The following is a 20,769-nucleotide window of genomic DNA, read 5'->3' on the forward strand; positions in this document are numbered from 1 at the left end:
CTCAAGCTTATCATCTATTGTACCATCTCTGGCACTTGATATTTTGTAATACGGATGCTGTTGATGGAAAATTCTGTCCCGCGGAATCCACATGGAACGATCATCAGGCTGGAAACGTTATCATCGATATATACAGTCTGTTTTCCATTGAGTGACGTGCGCGGAAATCTGCCATAGACATCATCTTCCGATATTTCAGGTGTATGGCTTCCAGTCCAATACACCGTACAATAATCATATAGATATCCTCCCGGCATATCCAATTCCACTTTGGTAATTACAGAATTTTCACTCAAAGAAGCCTGCGATTCTGGAACTTGGACATGCAAAATCGGAATTCCGTCCCATATTCCCTGATACGTGGTATCACCAATTTGTTCCACATTGTCTACGCGCCACAACGATCGATCCGAAATAAGCTCCTGGCTTTCTAACACAGGAAAGGACTCCACCTGTGAGGACGAGACGTCATACGTGCGGGCAAGTCGGTAATTTGACATCTCTGTCCCCACGCTCCACGAAAAAATATAAACACTGTACAGAAGAATAATGGAAAACACGATACTAAATGCCCAATAAGCATATCGAAAGATCAGATCTATATAGGCAATACTCTTTTGCTCATATACTTGAATATCTGTATCGCTTTTCTTTTTTCTGATTTTAAAAACAACTTTCTGTACTATCACCCCAAATAGTATCAAAACACAGGGAATGGACGGATACACATAACGTGCAAGTCCATGATAAGGCAGGCACATCAATGTGAATAAGAGAGGTACACAACCTATCAAAAGTACTTCTTTTTTGCTTTTTCGAATAAATACGGGAATCAATGCGATGGTTGGCACAATCAGAAGAGGATGGATCAACCGGAACATGCTCAGTATTTTGTATGGATGCACCAGGTTCTCATCCCAGAAATCATACCACATAAAGTTAAAAAATCCAAATACCCGCCATTTCCAGTAAAGTGTTTCACTCAGCGCTTTATTCTGGAAAATCAGCGAATCAATATCCACCCCATTTGTACTGCTCATGTCCAGGAAATAGGGCTGTGCCCCCCAGATTTGTGGTCCAACCCCAGCCTCTGTAAGCAACCAAAATTGATGAAAATCCAACCAATTTCGTATCCAAAGAGGCACTAAAAAGGCCAGTGCAACGATTATCACTATGCCACAGCATCGGATTCTTTTTTTTAGTGGTAAGGCTGTTGCATATATCAACAGGAAAAATATTTCTACTGCCAAAAAAGGAAGTGCCTGCGCACGTACCATAACCGCTGCCATCAATACAGCCGTTATGCCCGCAACATAAAAATATGGATGCCGAATACTTTCCATACGTCGCATAAATCGGACCATTCCATAAATTGCCGCAGTTAAAAGCGCTGTAAATAAATTTTCTGTTAATAAAATATCCAGATTATATAGAAATGCCGGATAAATTGCTGCAACGGCCGTCACAAAAACAGAAACAAAAAATGATATACCAATCTCTTTCAGCAACAAATAGATAAGACAAAGTACCGCAAAGCTTAGAAATACCTGTACCATATATGCAAAAGGCAACGCATCATTTATGATATAAACCATCGCCAAAAAAATGGGATATCCAGGCATAACATTACTTGCAGGAGAAATCGCAACCTCTCCACGATACATAGCGCCGTCTTGATCATTGGCAAGTACGCCGTATTTTATAAGATTTCTAGCAGCATAATCATAAGCGGCACTATCTGAACTATCTGCGATTGGTCTATTAAAGTCTGTTACATAAACTCTCAAAATTAATCCCATTAATAAAATTAGGATCAAAAATATAGTTTTTTTATTAAAATACACAGAACGATTGTCCTGTATTTCAAAATTCACAGTATCACACTCTCTATCCCACGATGGCATAAATTTGCCATGGGTCAATTGAATCTTCATAGACCAACTCAATGGCCCCAGTGCTTACTAACTCCTCCGGTACTCTAACAGATGTGAAAATATATTTTATTCCAAGCTTATTTGCCGTCTCCAAATTAATATAAATTATTCTGTTTGTACCATCGACCTTTTCACTCTTTTCATAATCGTATATTTCGACTCGATTTTCTCCAACTGTCAAGCGCATATCAATATGGGCATACTGATTCCAGTAGTGCTCGTATTCATGATTCGGATCAATTGTCTCCATCATGGTCCAATCCGGATAATAGTAGGTCCCGCTGACACGAGCTACGCCCTGTGCGCTTACCAGATTCGAAATCGTCGGACTTCCACTGACCATCCACCGCCCGGGGTTCTCTGCATTGAGCTGCCGAATGGCCTGCATGGTTGTCTTCTCAAACATAGAGTCCGTACCACAGGTAATCGGATCGATCCAAACTGTAGAAAAGACATTCAGTGCAACAAGCAGGGACATAAAGTAAGTGCAGGAGCGTCTCCCCCCTCGCAAAAGCAGATATGCCATATAGCAAAGGAGGGTTACAATAAAGACAAAAAATACGGTACCAAACCGAACCGCACAAAAATAGCTAAATACGTTCTCACAGTTGGACCCTACGGATAACAGGAAGAGCCACAGCGCTCCACAGATTACCAATGCCTTTCGTGCACAAATCCCCTGTATCTCCTCTTCCAGCATGGGGACCAGTGATATCAGAGTAAGTGTATAGCCGATCCCACACGCAATCATCATTCGGCTGGGATAACTCATGGACAGCAGTGTGATTTGATTGATGATCGGCATTTCTGGGAGCCAAGCTATCAGTGCCAACAAGGTTGATATGCCACACAATAGGGCCGGCAAGAGCACTTTTTTCTGACGGCGTACGATCAGCCAGATAATCAGAGGGACCGTAACAATGCCAAATGAATAGAATTGACTGATTTCACAAGAGTTGGAAAAGTCTGGATGCCGAATAAAGGCAGTAAATGGGTTGATCAGTTGGTAGAGCGGATACTCTGCGGGGAGAGAAATCCACGCTCTTGTTGCTCCTGGATAAACCGTATCCAGCATAGTTTGAATTGCCGGTCCAGACATCAGCCAGAAGCGCACCAGTAGCCCCGCAAACGGAAGGGCGACCAACACATAGGTGCACAGGCGTCGGGGCGCAAAGGGATGCTTGTCCCAGTTTCTCCATATAATCCAGATTACAACCCCCAACAGCACATAAGCCACCGGGACTTGGCAGGCCGGATAAATTGTCAGTATATAACAAGTTAAGAAGTAAAATACACCAACAATCGACAGTCCTCGGAGCACTCTTCTCTCTGCTTGGAAGTATGCATAATAGCACGCCACTGCAAAAAAGCCAAACGTATATAATTCCGTGGTGGACTGAGACAGCCACCACCGAATCGCAGGTGCGAATGTGAAAATCATCGCCCCGTAAAATCCATATCGGTTCCGTCCCGTTAGGATACGGCAAAGCTCAAATGCAGACATAAAGAGTGTAATAATCTTCCACCACCAGTAAAATGCAAACGCATTCGCTGCCGGCAAGAACAAAAATCCCAGCAAAGATGGCCGGAATAGGATGATCGGATCTTTTACTGGTGAAAATGCGGATACAATCATATCCGCCCCGTCCATCATCAGCTTATCGTTGTAATAAGGAAGATCGTCACCACCATTTACCTGCGCAAAATAATAGGGCTTCTCCGTTGCCCACTCATCTCCACGAATTCCCTGCGGAATTCCCAGCAGAGTGCTGCACTGGTACTCTTCCGTATTTCCCAGCAGCATTCCGTCGTAAAAGCCCAAGGAAGAACCGGTGTATTCCCCGCAGGTCATAAGGACAAGAAGCAGCGTTGCCAGGAGATACCGGTAACGTACGGTTCTCTCCCCTCCCAGCAGCAGGCATAGCATTCCAACAAAAACCAAAATAAAGAAAAAGCCTGCACGCAGCAATGAAAAACTGTTTCCTGCGCTGAAGTACCGGGTCATCGTGTCCATTCCCAAAAAAACAGCCGCACGATATAGGATTTTTAACAGCACTCCATCTATCACAAGGGCAATACATGCTGCGGAAACTGCACACACACCTACTCCCAACACTGCACGTTTGCAATCATTCGGGATGTGCACATATACCCACAAATCATGCCCCAATTGATATAGTTTCCTAAAAATTTTAGCAAAGCCTCTGGCCAAAATATCAATCCATGTCAGCGCACACGCAAGCGCTACCACCGCAGCAAGGGCAGTCACTGTTTTCAGAGAGATTCTTGCAGTTACTGCCTGTGTCAAATCGGTATCCGCGGCAATGAATCCATCTGTTCCTGTGACTGTGTATACAACTGCGCCGTCTTTTTCTTCGCTATTTATAATATCATTTTGGACTTCAAACCAGTTAAAAATATCGGAGGAATCAAAACAATATTCCTCAAATAAGGTCGGCTGGACCGTAATGTAAAACAAAGTCATCGTTCCGGGAGATGTTCCAAAATCCAAACGGATCCGATTCATCCCTTCCTTTGGAACCGGGATAAAAACCGTCTGTCTCCCTGCACTTAAAGGAACGGCTTCGGACATATGGGTATCATCAAAGCGATACTCGCCCACCATTCCATTGTCATAAAACAAATTGATACTTGTTGCAATATCCGATTGCATATCAATCGCAACATGAGGCTCCCAGCTCTGTATATAGAACATGAAGCCTACTGCAACCAAAATGATGAATATAATTGCACGTTTCCAAATTTTCATCGTTTTATCCACTGTACAAACGCCTTTGCCAGCCCGCAAATTCCTTTGCTTGCGAGTATGACCCGCGCCTTTTGCAGTCTCCTCTTCCATTTAGACGGTTTCTTTATTTTCCCATTGCTTTCAACACCAAGTAACTCCTGGTAAATCTTATTCGACTTCGCAAACGGGTCGTCATACAAAAACATCACATCGTAGTTTTCCCGGTACGCCTCACGCACCTCACGCTTTACTTCTTCTCCTGAATAGTAATTCGCGTAGCTCCATGGCGTTTTCGAGATATGATCTGCGTCGTTTTGATTGTGCTCGGCCGCATACTTTGCATAGAGTTCACGAAATAGTTGTCCTTCCTCAGGAAGCCATTTATCCATGCAATTTTCCGCACTGGCGCCAAATCCGGAGAAATGGATGAAGCGCAGCGGATCTCCCTCAATATAGTATCCGCCGTCATCCCGCGTAATATTGCAATTCATAAGCGACCAGGGCGCAAAGTCATATCCATGATGTTTGAAAATCTTAGCATCAAAAAAGCTTGGAACAAGATCAAACCATTTTTGGTCGGTAAAAATTCCTCTTTGGATGTCATCATAGCAAAAGAGGTACAGTCTTTCCGCCCACCAATCAACGCACTTTCTTCCTTCGTCGCTGCGTTTAATGCCCAAAAATCCGAGGTTATATACGCCATGTGCGGTACTGGAAAGCTCCATATCAATGTTACCCGGTTTGAGCAGGTGCGGACAAAGAACAATCGGATATTGATCCAACATCTCTCTCAGCTCAACAAAATCACTATACACATAAGTGTCCGGATCCAGATACACAAATTTATCTTCTTCCGTAAAGCGATCCATCAAGTACCGAAAAAACTGCCCCTTTACCGCTGTAGAAGCTTCCACGATGCTATGCTTAAAAATGAAACGGTCAAAATTTCCTTCCCAAGCATCTTTCGCTAAAACAATGTGATCAAAGCACTCATTTGGTATCGCATTTGAAATTTCTCTTTCTACCAGGCACAGCACCATAGTTGCATCCGGAATGTTTCTTTTTACCGACTGTGCCAAAGTTCTTGCTTTGTGCACGTAATTAGCACACACAGAAGTAAATATAATCATGCGTATAAACTCCGTTTTATTTTAAAATGAATTTTTTGATCCAATATTTTAAGAATGGATTTTTTCTCAGTCGTTCCAGTATCCCCAGGCTCTCCTGATATGCACGGTTCAGAAAAAGCTGCTCGATCAGCGCATCACGCAAAATAATCGCATACTCATCTTTATATTTTTCATACAACCGTGGATGCTGCAAATAAATGTTTCGGTAAGTCTCTTGCACAACTGCTGCACTTTCTTGGAACTTCGTAGTTCGAGATCTGGGCTTAATCCGGTAGTGGAAGAATGTTTCCGGTAACTGCTCTACCTCTCTCCCGAGCTCCAGCAGCGAAAGCCAGAAGTCGTAGTCCTCCATTCCATGCTCCATATTTGTCCGAAATCCCCCGACACTTTCCCAATCCTCTTTTCGAAATAGGGCTGTGACAAATATAACATTGTCGAGCAGCATGGAGCGCAAGGAATATTCCGGAAGCTCCCATGGTCCGCTCTTTTCGCCGAACAAATCCGCGTGGCAATAGACGATCCCAATATTTTCTTTTTCTTCCATCACCTGAACCGCCCGTTCAATATAACACGGCTCAATCAGGTCATCTGCATCTACGGGCAAAATATATTTTCCCGTAGCAATCTCGATCCCGGCATTTCTTGCACCTGCCGGACGCAACCTCTCCGTATGGAGCAGCTTCACATTCCCCTGTTTTTCCAGTTCTTCAAGTATGCTCACGGTCTTGGGATCATCAGATCCATCATCAATGACAATCAATTCAATGTTAGTGTAAGATTGACCAAATACAGACGCAACCGCATCTGTTATATATTCCCCGTCATTATAGCAGGGCATGATTACGCTAACTTTTTCCACTTAATTCAACCCTTAACCTTCTATTTTTCTCTTCATAAGAATCTTTGCCGCAGATTTCCACCGATGGTCACATAGTTCTCCCTTTAAATATTCCAATGCAGAATTTATCTGTTGTAATTGTTGCTCAGTCTCTTTCAGCTGTTGTTCCTTTTCTGCAATCTGTGCCTGCGCTAATCGCAATTTTTGGGCACTATCTTCTGCTTGCGCCCGCTCCTCCTGCAATTGCTGGTCTATTTCCGCTGCGTGCGCTTCCACCGTTTCAGTCCGCATAAGAAGCTGCTGATTTTCAGCACGGACCGCCTCACACTGTCTCTCTGCATTTAGACGTTTTTCCCGTTCCGCGTTTCTCTCGCACTCTATTTGAAAGTAGCCAGTCGTCCAATCCAAAATCTCGCACTTAAATTGGATTTGGATACATGTTCTGTTTGACGTACTGCCCTCTACCAGGAATTGGGGATCGTAGGTGGAAAATACAGCCTTATTTTCATCCCAGGATCGTGCATTGATCGGTCTTACCGATAGCTCCTCCAGTCGAACATCAGATATACTGCATGCATTTCCTTCCAGTGGATCCCATCTGATTTGTTTTGCCTGTGCAATCCTGTCTGACTGAAACTCGACACACCATGTGCCGTCCTTATTTTGAGCCGCACTTTTCAATACTTCGGCATGGCCGGCCTCATCAAATAGAAAAAGCTGGCTCCAAAGAAACTGCTTGGCCTCTTCCTCTTTAATGCTTTCATCCAGGTCGATATGATATACGGCTCTTTGCTGAGATGCAAAATCTTGCATACCAACATACTCTGAAATAAAGTGGTGTTCCCACTTCTCAAAAACTTCCAGCTCCGGCTCGCCTACTTCTAAGAAATCTCTTACCGCCGCTTCTGTAACGATTGGCCGAAACAGCGCATGGTCTCTTAGCTGCTGCAATACTCTCCAAAGAGCATACTCCCCCGGAACCGCACAGGAGAAGACCCATTCATTGTCAATGACAGTCCATTGATCCGGTCCACAAAAAAAGTTGTCCGTGTTCAAATCAATATTTACTTTTTCTGTCCAATGCAGCTGTCTTTGGGGCTCAACAGGGCCAAACGCTTCCAAGAATTTTGGATCTACAGGTTGTTTTGAAAGGTCACCCCTGTACAAATACGTTTTTAAAATTTGGAGTGTATCCCAGAAGGCATCGACTTGCCCCTGCTCGGCTTGTTCACTCAGGAGACTCGTCAAACTCTGCTCATGCAGCAGCGAATACCTTAAGATACCATCTTCATATTTTGATTGGACGGTACAAATCGGTCCCTGATCCTGGATTGGCGTTTCCATCCGTTGAAGATGTTCATTCGCATCTGGATAAAGTGCTCGTTTCTCTACAATTTCCTTCTGCTGATAGATCTGTGTACAGATTGCAAATTTCTTTTTTCGATTGCTGCTAATTTTAACATAGTCCGGTCCGTTCATTTCTTGGCATGCCTTGTTTCCCAGCTCCACCAAGAATGAATTGTTAAAAACTCCAGCAATTTTGTTTTCCATCAAAGCTTTTCTGACAATTTCCTTATCAAACAGCTCAATTCGAGGCATATCATAGGGTACATCCGTGGTTTTCGGCTCTATTTCATCCACCGTAGAATCAGAAAAAATTTCGGTTGGGAACTTATAGTCCGGATACGGATAATACCACCGCAACACATCCAACCCCACGCATTCGAAAAGATTGGAAAGTTCTTTGCGCGAAAAAGTACGTATTTTATTTTGCCCAGGATATCCGTTTATCCCCGCAAAAACTCGGCCCAAATGATCTTCGGGTGCGCCGTTGATATATTTAAGGCCAAATTGATTTTCTATGGCAAGTAAAATCTTCCCCTCAGGCTTCAAAAGAGACTTCATATAGCTCAAAAATTGTGTATATGGGTTTTCCACATCTTTTCCCATGATCCCACCGGCATACTCCAATACACCATTGATGATCACATAGTCAAAGCGCTTTTCAAACTCCACACGCAGTACATTTCCGACAATGACTTCCAGGTTGTCCGCATCCACGTAGCGTTGAAAAAGGATCTTGGCTCTTCGCATGGTTAATTCGCATGAGGTCACATGTTTACCCCGCCGGATCAACAGTCCGGTCAGCGCGCCACAGCCGGCTCCAATCTCCAGAATGGTACTGTTAGACTCAAACGGGTACCAGTTCAATATGTTCTCTCGCTGTGGAGAAAAGTGATAAAATACAGCCCAGCGGGGATCCATACCAAGCGTCTCATCACACTTGCAAACACGTGTATAGATCTCATCTTCAATATCGCCATCAGAATAGAGGGCGTCTTCCTGGCTCTGATAATATTTCGTATTGAAAACCGCCATAGCTTTTCTCCTTACTGCTGCGCAATCCTTACCTTTGAATCAATGTCAAAAAAACCATTGGTTATTTTTGCTCCGAGTGTTTGTATGCAAAGGACATCATACAAACGGTGCAATACACGCAGTTCGCCCTGCCCGTCAAATTTTGTACACCCAAGAGATAGAAAAAGAGGATAATTCTGAAATGGAAACTTCTGTCGAAAGGAAACGGTCACCGTCTGGCCCGGCTTTACGGTCCCGGTATCGACATTTTCCTGCATGGTATTTGTTCCGGCAACCTCCAGCCCAGACATATCTTTGAAGGTAATCGCATAAATCGGATTTTGAATCTCAGCGTGGAAGAGCACCTTCATTTTAATTGTATACACGCTGTTTCTGTTATAAATGGTGGCCAAGTTTCCACTTTCATCAAAAATCCCGAAATCCGTAATTTCTGCTTGCCGGTCACCATACTCCAATATTTTCTCATTCAAAGCGTATTGTGTCTTCCAGCAGATAGATTCCCGCTCTTCTTCCGGCATTGCCTCCTCAGAATGGGGTTGGTTTTGCTGCTTTTCAACCGCCAGAATCTGCTTGTATTCGTCAATAACCTCTTTGGGTGCGCCATCACAGACCATACGGCCCTTATCCAGTAAAATCGCTCTGTCGCAATATTTAATGATGCTTGACTGATCGTGGCTGACGAATAAAATCGTCTTTCCCTGTTTTTTGAAATCCTCAATCTTTTTATAGCACTTTAATTGGAAAAAGACATCTCCTACAGCTAGGGCCTCATCGATAATCAAAATTTCCGGATCCACACTGATTGCCACGGCAAATGCAAGCCGGACAAACATACCCGAAGAGTAAATTTTGACCGGCTGATTTATAAAATCTCCGATATCGGCAAACTCAATAATTTCCGGGAGTTTGCGCTGCATTTCCTCCCGGCTGTACCCCATAATCGATCCGTTTAAATATATATTTTCATATCCAGTATACTCTGGATTAAATCCCGCACCCAGCTCCAGCAACGCGGAAACTCTTCCTTGAACATGGACAGATCCTTCCGTAGGGGTCAAAACACCGGTTAATATCTTCAGCAGTGTGGATTTTCCAGAGCCGTTCTTTCCAACTATACCAACACATTCCCCTTTGTGCATGGAGAAGGTAATTCCTTGCAGCGCATAAAAATCTTTATGGTAAGAACGCCCTCCCGGTCTCATTGCCTCAAGAAGTCTGTCAACTTTCCGTGAATACAGTGCATACTTTTTCGTTATATTTTCGCATTGGATCATACATGTCATTTCTTCCATGCCAAACTCCTATATTACATCCGCAAAATGAGGTCTCATCTTGCGGAACATCAGGGCTCCCGCCAAGAAAATTATCCCTGTCACAATCCAGAAGTAAAGACTTGTCCCTATTCTCTGATAAAATGGCACGCCATAGATAAAGGAGTCCCGATATCCTCTGGTAATATAAAACATTGGATTCAATTTTAAAATCATCATCAGGGCGCGAGGAATGTTATCTTCACTGTAGAAAATGGGGGTAAGCCAAAAACCAACCTGCAGTACAACCTGCACGATTTGTGTCATATCCCGAAAGAACAGGGTAATGCTCGATGTCAAAAAACCCAGTCCCAGCGTGAGTACGCACATCGCAAACATATAGTACAAGCTCTGGAGCCAGATGAGCCGCACCGGATTTCCATACAAAATGTTCATCAAAAATAAAAACACCAGGAAAAACAGGTGCAAAAACAATCCAGACAGGACTTTCACAACCGGCAATACGCTTGTTCGGAAATTCATCTTCTTCACCAGATAGGAGTATTCCGCCAAGCAGGCGCTTGAATATATGACAGTTTCGGAAAAATAGATCCAACTTATATATGCCGGTGTAAACCACAAGATAAAGGGAACATTGTCCACAGGCGGATTCTTGAATCCAACCTCAAATACAAACCAGTATACCAATATGGAAACAAGCGGTTGCACAAATGCCCAAAACGCACCAAACACAGAGTTCGAAAATCTGGCCTTAAAATCATTTACAGCAATATCCCAGATCATCCTGCGTCGTTCAAATACATCTGAACAAAATTCCCGAAAATATTGCAATAGAATCATAGTGCGTCTATTTCCCCCAGATATTCGTATAATGCAGTTCGCCAATCTGGAAGCGGCGTCCATCCCAGTGCATCGCTCGCACTCTTGCTGAGTCGTGAATTATGCGGCCGAACTGCTTTTGTTGGATACGCGTCACTTGCAATCGGAATAACAGATACACTCCGGTTGGCGATATGGAAAATCTCCCGGGCAAATTCCGCCCACGAACAAATTCCAGAATTGGTCAAATGATAGATCCCATAGTTTTTACTGTTGATTATATCACATATCGCTTGTGCTGCATGCCTGGTATAGGTTGGCGATCCAACCTGGTCATCGACGACACGGATGGTCTGATGTTGCTCCGCCAGTCTCAGCATTGTCTTTACAAAATTGTTCCCATGCTCTCCGAAAACCCACGAAATGCGCACAATGAAATATTGCTCCAGAAGTTCCTGTACCGCCAGTTCGCCCTCCAGCTTTGACTTTCCATAAACATTCAGCGGGCCTTTGGGATCGTCGACCTCATAGAACTGTTCTCCCGTTCCAGGAAACACATAGTCGGTGGAAATATAGAGCATTTTTGCATGTAGTTTCTGACACGCTTGTGCGATATTGCGCGTACCATTCCCATTGACCGCAAAAGCCTTTTCCGCTTCCTCTTCCGCCTGATCCACTTTTGTATAGGCCGCACAATGGATCACCATGTCCGGTTTATACGCCATAACAAAATCCAAGACCGCTTGTGGGTCTGTAATGTCCATTTCTTTCGAGGACACCCCGCAATTTTCAACCCCACGAGCGGTCAGTTCCCTGCACACATCATAGCCAAGCTGGCCACTGGCACCAGTTACCAATACTTTCATTTTTCCCTCACACTAAATTTCGCTTTCCAAGCTCTACAAATTTGCAAAACAGCCATTCCGGCATATGGCACGCAACGATTTCAAACAGAGAGGGCAGCTGACTGAATTTACGGTATCTCCAAACCAGCATCGCTCCACCGCGATGATTCCAGTTTCTCTGCCGCGCCTCCAGCCAGCACAGCCGCGCCTCAATTTCCTTTTTCATCTTGGCACAACAAGGAAAATTCTCCTTTAGCCAAGCCATGCGGCAATATGCGGCATCAATCCGAACTCTTCCGTAACTGGCTTTATCGTAAACGCCAGCCAGCAATCCGGTTTGGTTCCCACCGTGAATCCGGTAGCGGATCAGCGGCTTTTCGACGGAAATAATCGCACCTTGCTCTGCGCACCAGAGTGCTAAATAATGGTCATGTACCATATAGGGACAAAAAGGCACTGCACGTTTCCCCAATTTTGCCTGGAGCAACATGGTACATCCCGTTACAAAATTATGCGTCAGCAGCCCTGCCGCCAATTCCTTACCCGAATGAAATACATGATGCTTTCGAACCTTGGTAATGCTGTCGGCTATCTGCGCTCCTTTTCCATCAATGATATACATATCTGAGCAGGACAGCAGCGCTCCGCTTTCGCTCATCGCTCTTTCTAATATCTCCAGCTTTTCCGGCAACCACACATCGTCCTGATCGCAATAGGCAAAGTAGTCTCCCTCTGCCTCCTGCGTTAACCGCTCAAATGTCCGGTTGGAACCCAAGTTCTTCTCATTGCGCTGAACCACGTATGGAAACGCCGAAATACACTCCTGCAAACAGGACTGTATTTCTTCATACGGCACCGTCGGAGAGCAGTCGTCCCGAACGTACAGCATCAGATTCGGATAGGTCTGTGCATTCAGGGAACCTAACTGCTCCCGCAGCCAGTCCATTCGCGGCTCATAAACGGCCATCAAAATGGCAATACGCGGTTTATCGGTTTGCGTACATCCGCTCATAGTAGTTCTGATACTCTCCATTGATGATGTTTTCCCACCAAGACCGGTTGTCCAGATACCACCGAATGGTCTTTTGGATTCCGTCGGCAAACTTGGTGGCCGGCAGCCACCCCAGCTCCCGATGGATCTTCGCCGGGTCAATGGCATAGCGCATATCGTGACCCTTGCGGTCGGTCACATAGGTAATCAGAGACTCAGGCTTGTCCAGTGCTTTCAGAATGATTTTTACAATATCGATATTGCGCATCTCATTGTGGCCGCCAATGTTGTAGACCTGCCCCACCCGGCCTTTTTCCAAAATGAGGTCAATGGCCGCACAGTGGTCCTCCACATACAGCCAATCCCGCACGTTCAGCCCCTCTCCGTATACCGGCAGAGGCTTGTCCGCCAGGGTATTTGCAATCATCAGCGGGATAAGCTTCTCCGGGAACTGATAGGGGCCATAGTTATTGGAGCAGCGGGAGATGGTAATAGGCATGCCATACGTGCGATGATATGCATTGCACAGGAGGTCTGCCGATGCCTTGGACGCAGAGTAGGGAGAAGAGGTATGCAGCGGTGTCTCCTCCGTAAAAAACAGGTCCGGCCGATCCAGCGGCAGATCGCCGTATACCTCGTCGGTAGAGACCTGATGATAGCGGGCCACACCGTACTTCCGGCTGACATCCAGCAGCACCTGCGTGCCCATAACGTTGGTCTCCAGGAACACCGCCGGGTTTTCAATGGACCGGTCCACATGACTCTCGGCCGCAAAATTCACCACCACATCCGGCTTTTCCTCCGCAAAAATCCGATCCATTTCACTGCGGTCGGCAATATCTGCCCGAATAAAGTGAAATTTGGGATCATCCATCACAGAGGCCAATGTCTCCAGGTTTCCGGCATAGGTGAGTTTATCAATGCATACCAGGTCATAGTCCGGGTGAGCCTTGCGCATATAAAAAATAAAATTGCTGCCAATAAAGCCGGCGCCGCCGGTAATGAGAATTTTCATAACGGCTCCTCCTTAAAATCCGGTCTCGGCGTCTTTCAGCCAGGGAGCATTCTGGTCCTTCTGAGACAGGATCGGATTTTCTACCCCCCAGTCAATGGCAAGCTCCGGGTCATTCCAGCGGATACCGCCGTCGGCTTCCGGCGCATAATTATTGTCCGCTTTGTAGAGAAACTCCACATGATCCGTCAAGGTCACAAAACCATGGCCAAATCCACGGGGAATCAGCAGCTGGCGCTTGTTCTCCTCCGACAGCTCCACCGCCACCCACTGCTTATAGGTGGGACTGGCCGGACGCAAGTCCACCGCCACATCTAACACGGCGCCCCGGGCGCAGCGCACCAGCTTGGCCTGGGCCTTGTCCCCTTTTTGGAAATGGATCCCTCGCAGCGTCCCCTTTACCGTGGAGGAGGAGTGATTATCCTGCACAAAGTCGTAAAAAAGGCCTTCCTTTTCAAACTCACGCTTGGACCAGCTCTCCATAAAAAAACCACGATGGTCTCCAAACACCTTCGGCTCCACAATCAGGACGCCATCCAGCTTTGTCTTGATAAATTCCATTCCGATATACGCTCCTTAATAGAGGATTTTATTATCGGCCACCGCACGCAGGTGTGCCCCATATGGAGACTTCCCATAGTTTTCAGCAGAAGCAAGTAACGTCTCCCGGTCGATCCAGCCATTTCGGTAAGCAATCTCCTCCAGCGCTGCAATCTTGGTATCCGTCCTCGTCTCAATGACCCGGACAAATTCCGTGGCCTCTGCCAAGGAATCCACCGTCCCCGTATCCAGCCAGGCATAACCCCGGCCCAACGTAATGACATTCAAGGTCTCTTCTTCCAGATAGATTCGATTCAGGTCGGTAATCTCCAACTCCCCGCGTGCGGAGGGCTGAAGCTCCTTGGCTCGCTGGCAAACTTTCTGGTCGTAGAAGTAAAGTCCGGTTACCGCATAGTTTGATTTGGGATTTTTAGGCTTTTCTTCCAGTGACACCGCCCTGCCGGAAGCATCAAATTCCACCACGCCGAATCGCTGGGGATCCTCCACATAGTAGCCAAATACGGTAGCTCCAGTTTCCTGACTTGCGGCACGTTTAAGATGGGCCGTCAGGCCAGCGCCATAGAACACATTGTCCCCTAAGATCATGGCACATCGGTCCCCGTCGATGAACTCCTCACCTAAAATAAATGCCTGCGCCAATCCGTCCGGCGAGGGCTGAACTTTATAGGAAAGATGGATGCCGAACTTACTGCCGTCTCCCAGCAGACGCTCAAAGTTGGGGAGATCATGTGGGGTAGAAATAATGAGGATGTCCCGAATCCCCGCCAGCATCAGGGTAGACAGTGGATAATAGACCATGGGTTTATCATAAATGGGGAGCAGCTGCTTGGAAGTTACCATCGTAAGCGGATACAAACGCGTTCCGCTGCCACCGGCCAATACAATACCTTTCATTCTGACGTTGCCTCCATTAACAATATGATAGGAGATCCATACATCCTTATATGAGATGAAAGCCTTCTTTCTTCTCTAAGAACAATTTTGCCCCACTAGATACGCAAATAGCATTATCTATGCTTAATCTTTCGCACACTTTTATAACTATTGATTATACCATAGGCCTATCTCAGGCGCAATAAAAATCCCCTTGCCGTTCCATCGTTGCTCTTTTCCAGTAAAAGGTCTTCCTCCGTTCTCCCCCAACTCCTTGAACCTGTTTGGGACACATCCACATCCCACTGGATGGGCTCCATACCGATGGAGCGGATGGTCGAAATCACGGTATTGTTATACTCTCCGTAGGGTGGCCGGATCAGGGTGGGCCGGACTCCCGTCACCGCTTCGATCTTATCATTGCAGGCCTCCACATCCGCCACGATCTCCTCCCGGGAGAGCTGATTCATATGTGCGTGTGAATTGGAGTGATTCATCACCTCATGTCCGGCGTCATGGAGCGCCTTGACCGATTCCGGATAGCGGTCCACCCAGTCCCCCACGACAAAGAACGTCGCCTTGACCTGATACTGCTCCAGAATATCGATCAGCTGCTGGGTGTCCTCGTTCCCCCAGGGTGATGGAAACTTGCGGCGGTCTATCTTTCTCACTTGTTGATTTTCAGAAGTTTCCTATTACATTTTTCGATATATCATTTTATCTTCATTGACGAATCCAATTGGTATTTCTCCCGCCGAGATGGTACAATCTATTGGGCTTATTCCGCCCTACTGTCTCTGACTTCTATATTCTTCCCCAAAGGCAGGCGATACGACATGTTCCTTGATATGCACATCCATGAATCCACCTGTTCCAGTGACAGCCGCATGACGTTGGCTGAAATTGTGGAAACCGCAAAGATCAAAGGGCTGGACGGCGTCTGCATTACCGACCACGACAGTATGGGGCTCCGGGAACAGGCTGAGGCATACAGCCGTGAAATTGGATTTCCCATTTTTGTCGGTGTGGAGTACTACTCTCTCTGGGGCGATATCACCGCATTTGGAATTGATACGTTTCCCGATACCCGCATCCCCGCCCAGGACTTTATCGACCAGGTCAATGCGGCAGGGGGCTTCTGTGTGGCCTGCCACCCCTTCCGCAGCAACAATCGGGGATTAAAGGAGCATCTGCGGGATGTCCACGGTCTCCACGGCGTGGAAGTGCTCAACGGCAGTACCGACCTTGCCGCCAATCGCCTGGCCCTTGCTCGGTGTCGGGAGCTGGGTCTGGCCGCCATCGGCGCCAGCGACGCCCACTGGACCAGCCAGGTGGGCGTCTATGCCACCTATGTCCCCGGCCATCCCAGGACCATCTCCGAACTGGTGCAGGCACTGCATCAGGGCGGTGTGCACCCGGCGATCTGGGAGAACGATGGTTATCGAATCGCGGACACCTTTTGACCCTGTCCGCCGTGTATGTCCCCTGCCTGCCATGACGCAGACAGGGGACTTCCTCTGGACAAAGTCAAGAACCGCGTTTGGATAAAATGTAAGGAAAAGAGTAAGGAGAAGAAACACATGAACCAAAAGATTGCTGCCTCCGCAGCCGCAGCCGCCCTCCTGGCAGGTCTCCTGTCCGGATGTACCCCTGCATCGGAGCCCTCCAGCCAGCCGGCCCAGTCCGCCTCCCCTGCCCCCACCGAGACTGCCGCTGAGAAGCCCTATGAGGGTACCACCCTCAACGTCATGCTGGCCTACGGCGGCGCCGAGGCCTCCTTTGACGCCTTCACCGAGAAGACCGGTATTAAGGTAGAGTATGTAGAGATCTCCACCGGTAAGGCTCTGGCCCAGCTCCAGGCCGAAAACGGCAACACCACTGCCGACATCTGGTTCGGCGGCGGCGTGGACAGCTATATTGCCGCCACCGATCTGGGCTATCTGGAGCAGTATGTCTCTCCGGAGGCGGAAAACATCAACCCCGCTTACAGCGACAAGGACGGCTACTGGACCGGTCTGGCTCTTGTCCCCGCCGGCTTCCTGGTCAACAACGACGTCCTCGCCGAGCGCAACCTGGAGGCACCCAAGACCTGGGAGGACCTGGCCAAACCCGAGTACAAGGGTGAGATCATCATGGCCTCTCCCGCCATCTCCGGCACCCAGTATGCCATCCTCAACGGCACCATCCAGGCATATGGTGAGGAGAAGGGCTGGGAAGTCTGGCGCGGCATCAATGAGAATGTGGACTTTTACGCCCAGGGCGGCGGCGAGCCCGGTCCCAAGTGCGCTGCCGGTGAGTTCGGCATCGCTGTCCTGGCCATGACCGGCGGTACCTTCGCCATGGAGGATGAGTTCCCGGTCACCGCTCTCTATCCCGAGGACATGATCCCCTGGACCCCCGCTCCCATCGCCATCTTCAAGAGCTCGGAAAACAAGGAGGCCGCCAAGGTCTTTGTAGACTACATGCTCTCCAAGGAGGGACAGGAGGCCCTGCGTGAGGCTGACGCCCGTATCATGGCCCGCTCGGATGTGGAGATCCCCGCTGAGATCGGCAATGTGGACACCAGCAAGCTCATCGAGCAGGATGTGCGCCTCTTCGGCAGCCAGCGGGAAGACCTGCTGGCCAAGTGGGATGCGCTGGCCGGTGACAAGGAGTCCAACTAATCAAACCCGGGTCGGACAGGCTGCAGCAACAGCCTGTCCGCCTTTTTGTGAGGGATACTATGAAACATCCTGACACCCTATCTTCCCCTCTGCGCTACCGGGCGGCCGCCTGTCTGGACCGTATGCTCCTGCTCCTGGTGCTGGCCGGCGTAGCCCTCTTTATCCTCTATCCCATCGTCTCCGTGGTGGCCACCAGCCTGTTCCGGGACGGACAATTTACGCTGGAATACTATCAGGCCCTTTTTACCGAAAAAAACGCGGGTCTGATCCGGAACAGCCTTTTTGTGGCCACCCTCTCTTCGCTCGGCAGCGTGACCCTCTCCTTCCTCATCGCGCTGAATGTATACACACTGCAGGGACGCAGCGGCTCCCTCATCCGGAGCGGCCTTCTGCTGACCATGATCTCCCCGCCTTTTGTCTCGGCGCTGGCCTATATCATGCTCTTTGGCCGGAGAGGGATCATCACTCATCAGCTCCTGGGGCTCAGCATCAACCCATACGGCTGGCACGGCGTGGTCATCCTCCAGATCATCGGGAGCATCTCCTTTGCCACACTGATGCTCCTCACCGCCTTCGACCACCTGGACGCCCGGCTGATCCTCGCCTCCCGGGATCTGGGCGCCTCGCCCGGGGAGACCCTGCGGCATGTGATTCTTCCCTTGATACGTCCCGCACTGCTCTCCGTTTTGCTGATGCTCTTTACCATGAATCTGGCGGATTTCGGCACGCCCATCGTTATTGGCGGAAGCTTTCGTGTCCTGGCCACAGAGGCCTACCTCCAGGTGATCTCCTCCTCTAATCTGGGACGGGCTTCGGCTATCAGCGTCATGATGGTCCCCGCAGCAGCGGCGGCTTTCTACTGCTACAGCCGCGCCATGAAGCAGGAAGAGCGCGTCCGCATGGACGGACGGGACTCCGCTGTTCCCACGCCCTACACCCCCTCCCGTCCCATTGCCCTCCTGGCTCGGGGCGCCACGGTGCTCTTTTTCGCTGTCATGGCGCTGAAATACGGCATGATCCTGCTCTCCTCCCTCTCCAACACCGCCAGCGGCACACTCACATTTACGCTGAAATACTGGGGAGATCTGCCCCGCTCTCAGTGGAGCTCCTTTGGCCACAGCCTGGTCTATTCCGCTGTGGCGGCCGCCGGAGCTGCCTTTCTGGGTATCCTGCTCTCCTATTTCACCACCCGCCGAAAACTGCCGGGGATGCGCGCGGTGGAGTTTATGGCCTCCCTCCCCTACATCATTCCGGGGACCTTCTTCGGCCTGGGCTATGTAGCCGCCTTCAGCCATGAGCCCATCTATATCCGGGGGACGGCGGGGATTCTGATCCTGAACATGCTCTTCCGGCAGGTCTCGCTGACCAATAAGAGTGCCAACGCCCACTTTGCCACCCTGAATCCCAATCTGGAACATGCCGCCCGGGATCTGGGCGCCAACCGTCTCCAGATCCTCTTCGGCGTACTCTTCCCCATTCTCCGCTCCTCCTTTGTCACTGGCTTTGTCTCCATTTTTACCTCCTGCATGACATCGGTGGGAGCCGTGATCTTCCTGATCTCACCGGGCAAGAATCTGGCCAGTGCCGAGCTCTTCCAGTCCATTGAGAATGGCCGCTATGGGGTCGCATCGGTCCAGGCTGTCCTGCTCATTCTGGTCACAGTCGGCATCAACCTGGCCTTTACCGCCGGCAGCAAACGCACCAAACAGAGGAGGAAACCATATGTTTTTACAGCTTAAGGGGCTGAAAAAGCTCTACGACGGCTCCAAGGGCCTCTCCCATCTGGATCTGGAGATCGAAGCGGGCTCTTTTGTCACCCTTTTGGGGCCCTCCGGCTGCGGAAAGACCACCACCCTGCACCTTCTGGGCGGCTTTCTCACGCCGGACGCCGGGCAGATTCTCTTGGAGGGGCAGGATCTGGTCCCCCTCCCGCCTGAGCGCCGTCCGGTGTCCACCGTCTTTCAGAGCTATGCCCTCTTCCCCCATTTGAATGTGCTGGAGAACGTCTCCTACGGCCTGCGCTTCTTCCGGCGCCTGAAAAAGCGGGAGGCCGCCGCGGCCGCCCTGGAGCAGCTGCACGCGGTGGGCCTGGAGGGATATGAGCACACGCCGGTCAGCGCTCTGTCCGGCGGACAGCAACAGCGGGTGGCTCTGGCCCGGGCCATGGCCACCGGCCCCAAAATCCTGCTGCTGGACGAGCCTCTCTCCAATCTGGACGCCGCCCTGCGGGTCCAGCTGCGTGAGGAGCTCAAGGAACTCCAGCGGCGGCTGAACATTACCATGATCTTTGTGACCCACGACCAAGAGGAGGCCCTCAGCCTCTCCGACCAGATCGTGGTGATGGACCAAGGCAAGGCCGTCCAGACCGGCACGCCCCGGGAGATCTACTTCCAGCCCCAGAACCGCTACGTAGCCTCTTTTGTGGGCAAGGCCAACTACATTCCCTATCAGGGACAGCAGGTCCTGGTCCGTCCGGAGGAGATCCGGCTGACTGCCGACCCGGCGGGCAGCTTTCTGATTGGCCAGGCCAGTTTCATGGGCGCGCACACTCTGTATATCCTGCACCGGGGCGAAGAGACGCTCTATGTGGATCTCTCCGGCCAGGCAGGAAGCCGCTTTGCTATTGGCGCTCGTGTACGGGCCGAGTGGACTCCATCTGCTTCAGAGAAGAGCGGCCCGATCTCCCTTTGACCCACTCCATCCA

General features: G+C 49.1%; 17 protein-coding genes. 4 read left to right on the forward strand and 13 right to left on the reverse strand.

Annotation, left to right across the window (positions count from 1 at the left end; translation table 11 throughout):
* Positions 1-14: 14 nt before the first annotated feature.
* The 13 genes from I2C21_RS08905 to I2C21_RS08965 form a co-directional block, all read right to left on the reverse strand.
* Positions 15-1,934, reverse strand: coding sequence for a glycosyltransferase family protein (locus I2C21_RS08905; RefSeq protein ID WP_195279055.1), 1,920 nt, complete (start codon positions 1,932-1,934; stop codon positions 15-17).
* Positions 1,888-4,794, reverse strand: coding sequence for a DUF7657 domain-containing protein (locus tag I2C21_RS08910; RefSeq protein WP_195279056.1), 2,907 nt, complete (start codon positions 4,792-4,794; stop codon positions 1,888-1,890). Before I2C21_RS08910 ends, I2C21_RS08905 begins: the two co-directional genes overlap by 47 nt.
* Complete coding sequence (locus I2C21_RS08915) at positions 4,701-5,813, reverse strand: glycosyltransferase family protein (protein WP_193539149.1); 1,113 nt, start codon at positions 5,811-5,813, stop codon at positions 4,701-4,703. Before I2C21_RS08915 ends, I2C21_RS08910 begins: the two co-directional genes overlap by 94 nt.
* 16 nt (positions 5,814-5,829) lie before the next feature.
* On the reverse strand, positions 5,830-6,672 hold the full coding sequence (locus tag I2C21_RS08920) for a glycosyltransferase family A protein (RefSeq protein WP_328821093.1): 843 nt from the start codon (positions 6,670-6,672) through the stop codon (positions 5,830-5,832).
* Between the two features lie 12 nt (positions 6,673-6,684).
* Positions 6,685-9,030: a methyltransferase gene (locus I2C21_RS08925; protein ID WP_195279057.1), complete on the reverse strand. Its 2,346-nt coding sequence runs from the start codon at positions 9,028-9,030 to the stop codon at positions 6,685-6,687.
* 11 nt (positions 9,031-9,041) lie between these two features.
* Entirely contained in the window at positions 9,042-10,322 is a 1,281-nt protein-coding gene (locus I2C21_RS08930; RefSeq protein ID WP_195279058.1) for an ABC transporter ATP-binding protein, read from the reverse strand.
* Positions 10,323-10,331: 9 nt separating this feature from the next.
* The gene (locus tag I2C21_RS08935) at positions 10,332-11,141 is read right to left on the reverse strand and encodes an ABC transporter permease (RefSeq protein WP_180956786.1); all 810 of its coding nucleotides are present in this window, start codon (positions 11,139-11,141) and stop codon (positions 10,332-10,334) included.
* Positions 11,138-11,986, reverse strand: coding sequence for a dTDP-4-dehydrorhamnose reductase (gene rfbD, locus I2C21_RS08940; protein ID WP_101692184.1), 849 nt, complete (start codon positions 11,984-11,986; stop codon positions 11,138-11,140). Before rfbD ends, I2C21_RS08935 begins: the two co-directional genes overlap by 4 nt.
* 7 nt (positions 11,987-11,993) lie before the next feature.
* The gene (locus I2C21_RS08945; RefSeq protein WP_195279060.1) at positions 11,994-12,977 is read right to left on the reverse strand and encodes a glycosyltransferase family 2 protein; all 984 of its coding nucleotides are present in this window, start codon (positions 12,975-12,977) and stop codon (positions 11,994-11,996) included.
* Complete coding sequence (gene rfbB, locus I2C21_RS08950; RefSeq protein WP_195279061.1) at positions 12,952-13,971, reverse strand: dTDP-glucose 4,6-dehydratase; 1,020 nt, start codon at positions 13,969-13,971, stop codon at positions 12,952-12,954. Before rfbB ends, I2C21_RS08945 begins: the two co-directional genes overlap by 26 nt.
* Positions 13,972-13,983: 12 nt before the next feature.
* Complete coding sequence (gene rfbC, locus I2C21_RS08955) at positions 13,984-14,529, reverse strand: dTDP-4-dehydrorhamnose 3,5-epimerase (protein WP_195279062.1); 546 nt, start codon at positions 14,527-14,529, stop codon at positions 13,984-13,986.
* A gap of 15 nt (positions 14,530-14,544) precedes the next feature.
* Positions 14,545-15,423 (reverse strand): glucose-1-phosphate thymidylyltransferase RfbA, encoded by an 879-nt coding sequence (gene rfbA, locus I2C21_RS08960; RefSeq protein WP_195279063.1) that lies wholly within the window; start codon positions 15,421-15,423, stop codon positions 14,545-14,547.
* 167 nt (positions 15,424-15,590) lie between these two features.
* Positions 15,591-16,073 carry a polysaccharide deacetylase family protein gene (locus tag I2C21_RS08965; RefSeq protein WP_353654791.1) on the reverse strand — a complete coding sequence of 161 codons (483 nt, stop codon included), beginning with the start codon at positions 16,071-16,073 and terminating at the stop codon, positions 15,591-15,593.
* A 177-nt stretch (positions 16,074-16,250) separates the two neighbouring features.
* Here I2C21_RS08965 and I2C21_RS08970 point away from each other — a divergent pair, with 177 nt between their 5' ends.
* From I2C21_RS08970 to I2C21_RS08985, 4 genes are all read left to right on the forward strand, one after another.
* On the forward strand, positions 16,251-16,865 hold the full coding sequence (locus I2C21_RS08970) for a PHP-associated domain-containing protein (protein ID WP_243207892.1): 615 nt from the start codon (positions 16,251-16,253) through the stop codon (positions 16,863-16,865).
* 117 nt (positions 16,866-16,982) lie between these two features.
* On the forward strand, positions 16,983-18,065 hold the full coding sequence (locus I2C21_RS08975; protein WP_101692190.1) for an ABC transporter substrate-binding protein: 1,083 nt from the start codon (positions 16,983-16,985) through the stop codon (positions 18,063-18,065).
* Positions 18,066-18,124: 59 nt separating this feature from the next.
* Positions 18,125-19,804 carry an ABC transporter permease gene (locus tag I2C21_RS08980; protein ID WP_195279064.1) on the forward strand — a complete coding sequence of 560 codons (1,680 nt, stop codon included), beginning with the start codon at positions 18,125-18,127 and terminating at the stop codon, positions 19,802-19,804.
* The gene (locus I2C21_RS08985) at positions 19,788-20,756 is read left to right on the forward strand and encodes an ABC transporter ATP-binding protein (protein ID WP_195279065.1); all 969 of its coding nucleotides are present in this window, start codon (positions 19,788-19,790) and stop codon (positions 20,754-20,756) included. The genes I2C21_RS08980 and I2C21_RS08985 overlap by 17 nt, the downstream gene beginning before the upstream one ends.
* Positions 20,757-20,769 lie beyond the last annotated feature (13 nt).

The sequence above is a fragment of the Clostridium sp. J1101437_171009_A5 genome (assembly GCF_015547905.1).
In the GTDB taxonomy this organism is placed as follows: domain Bacteria; phylum Bacillota; class Clostridia; order Oscillospirales; family Oscillospiraceae; genus Pseudoflavonifractor_A; species Pseudoflavonifractor_A gallinarum.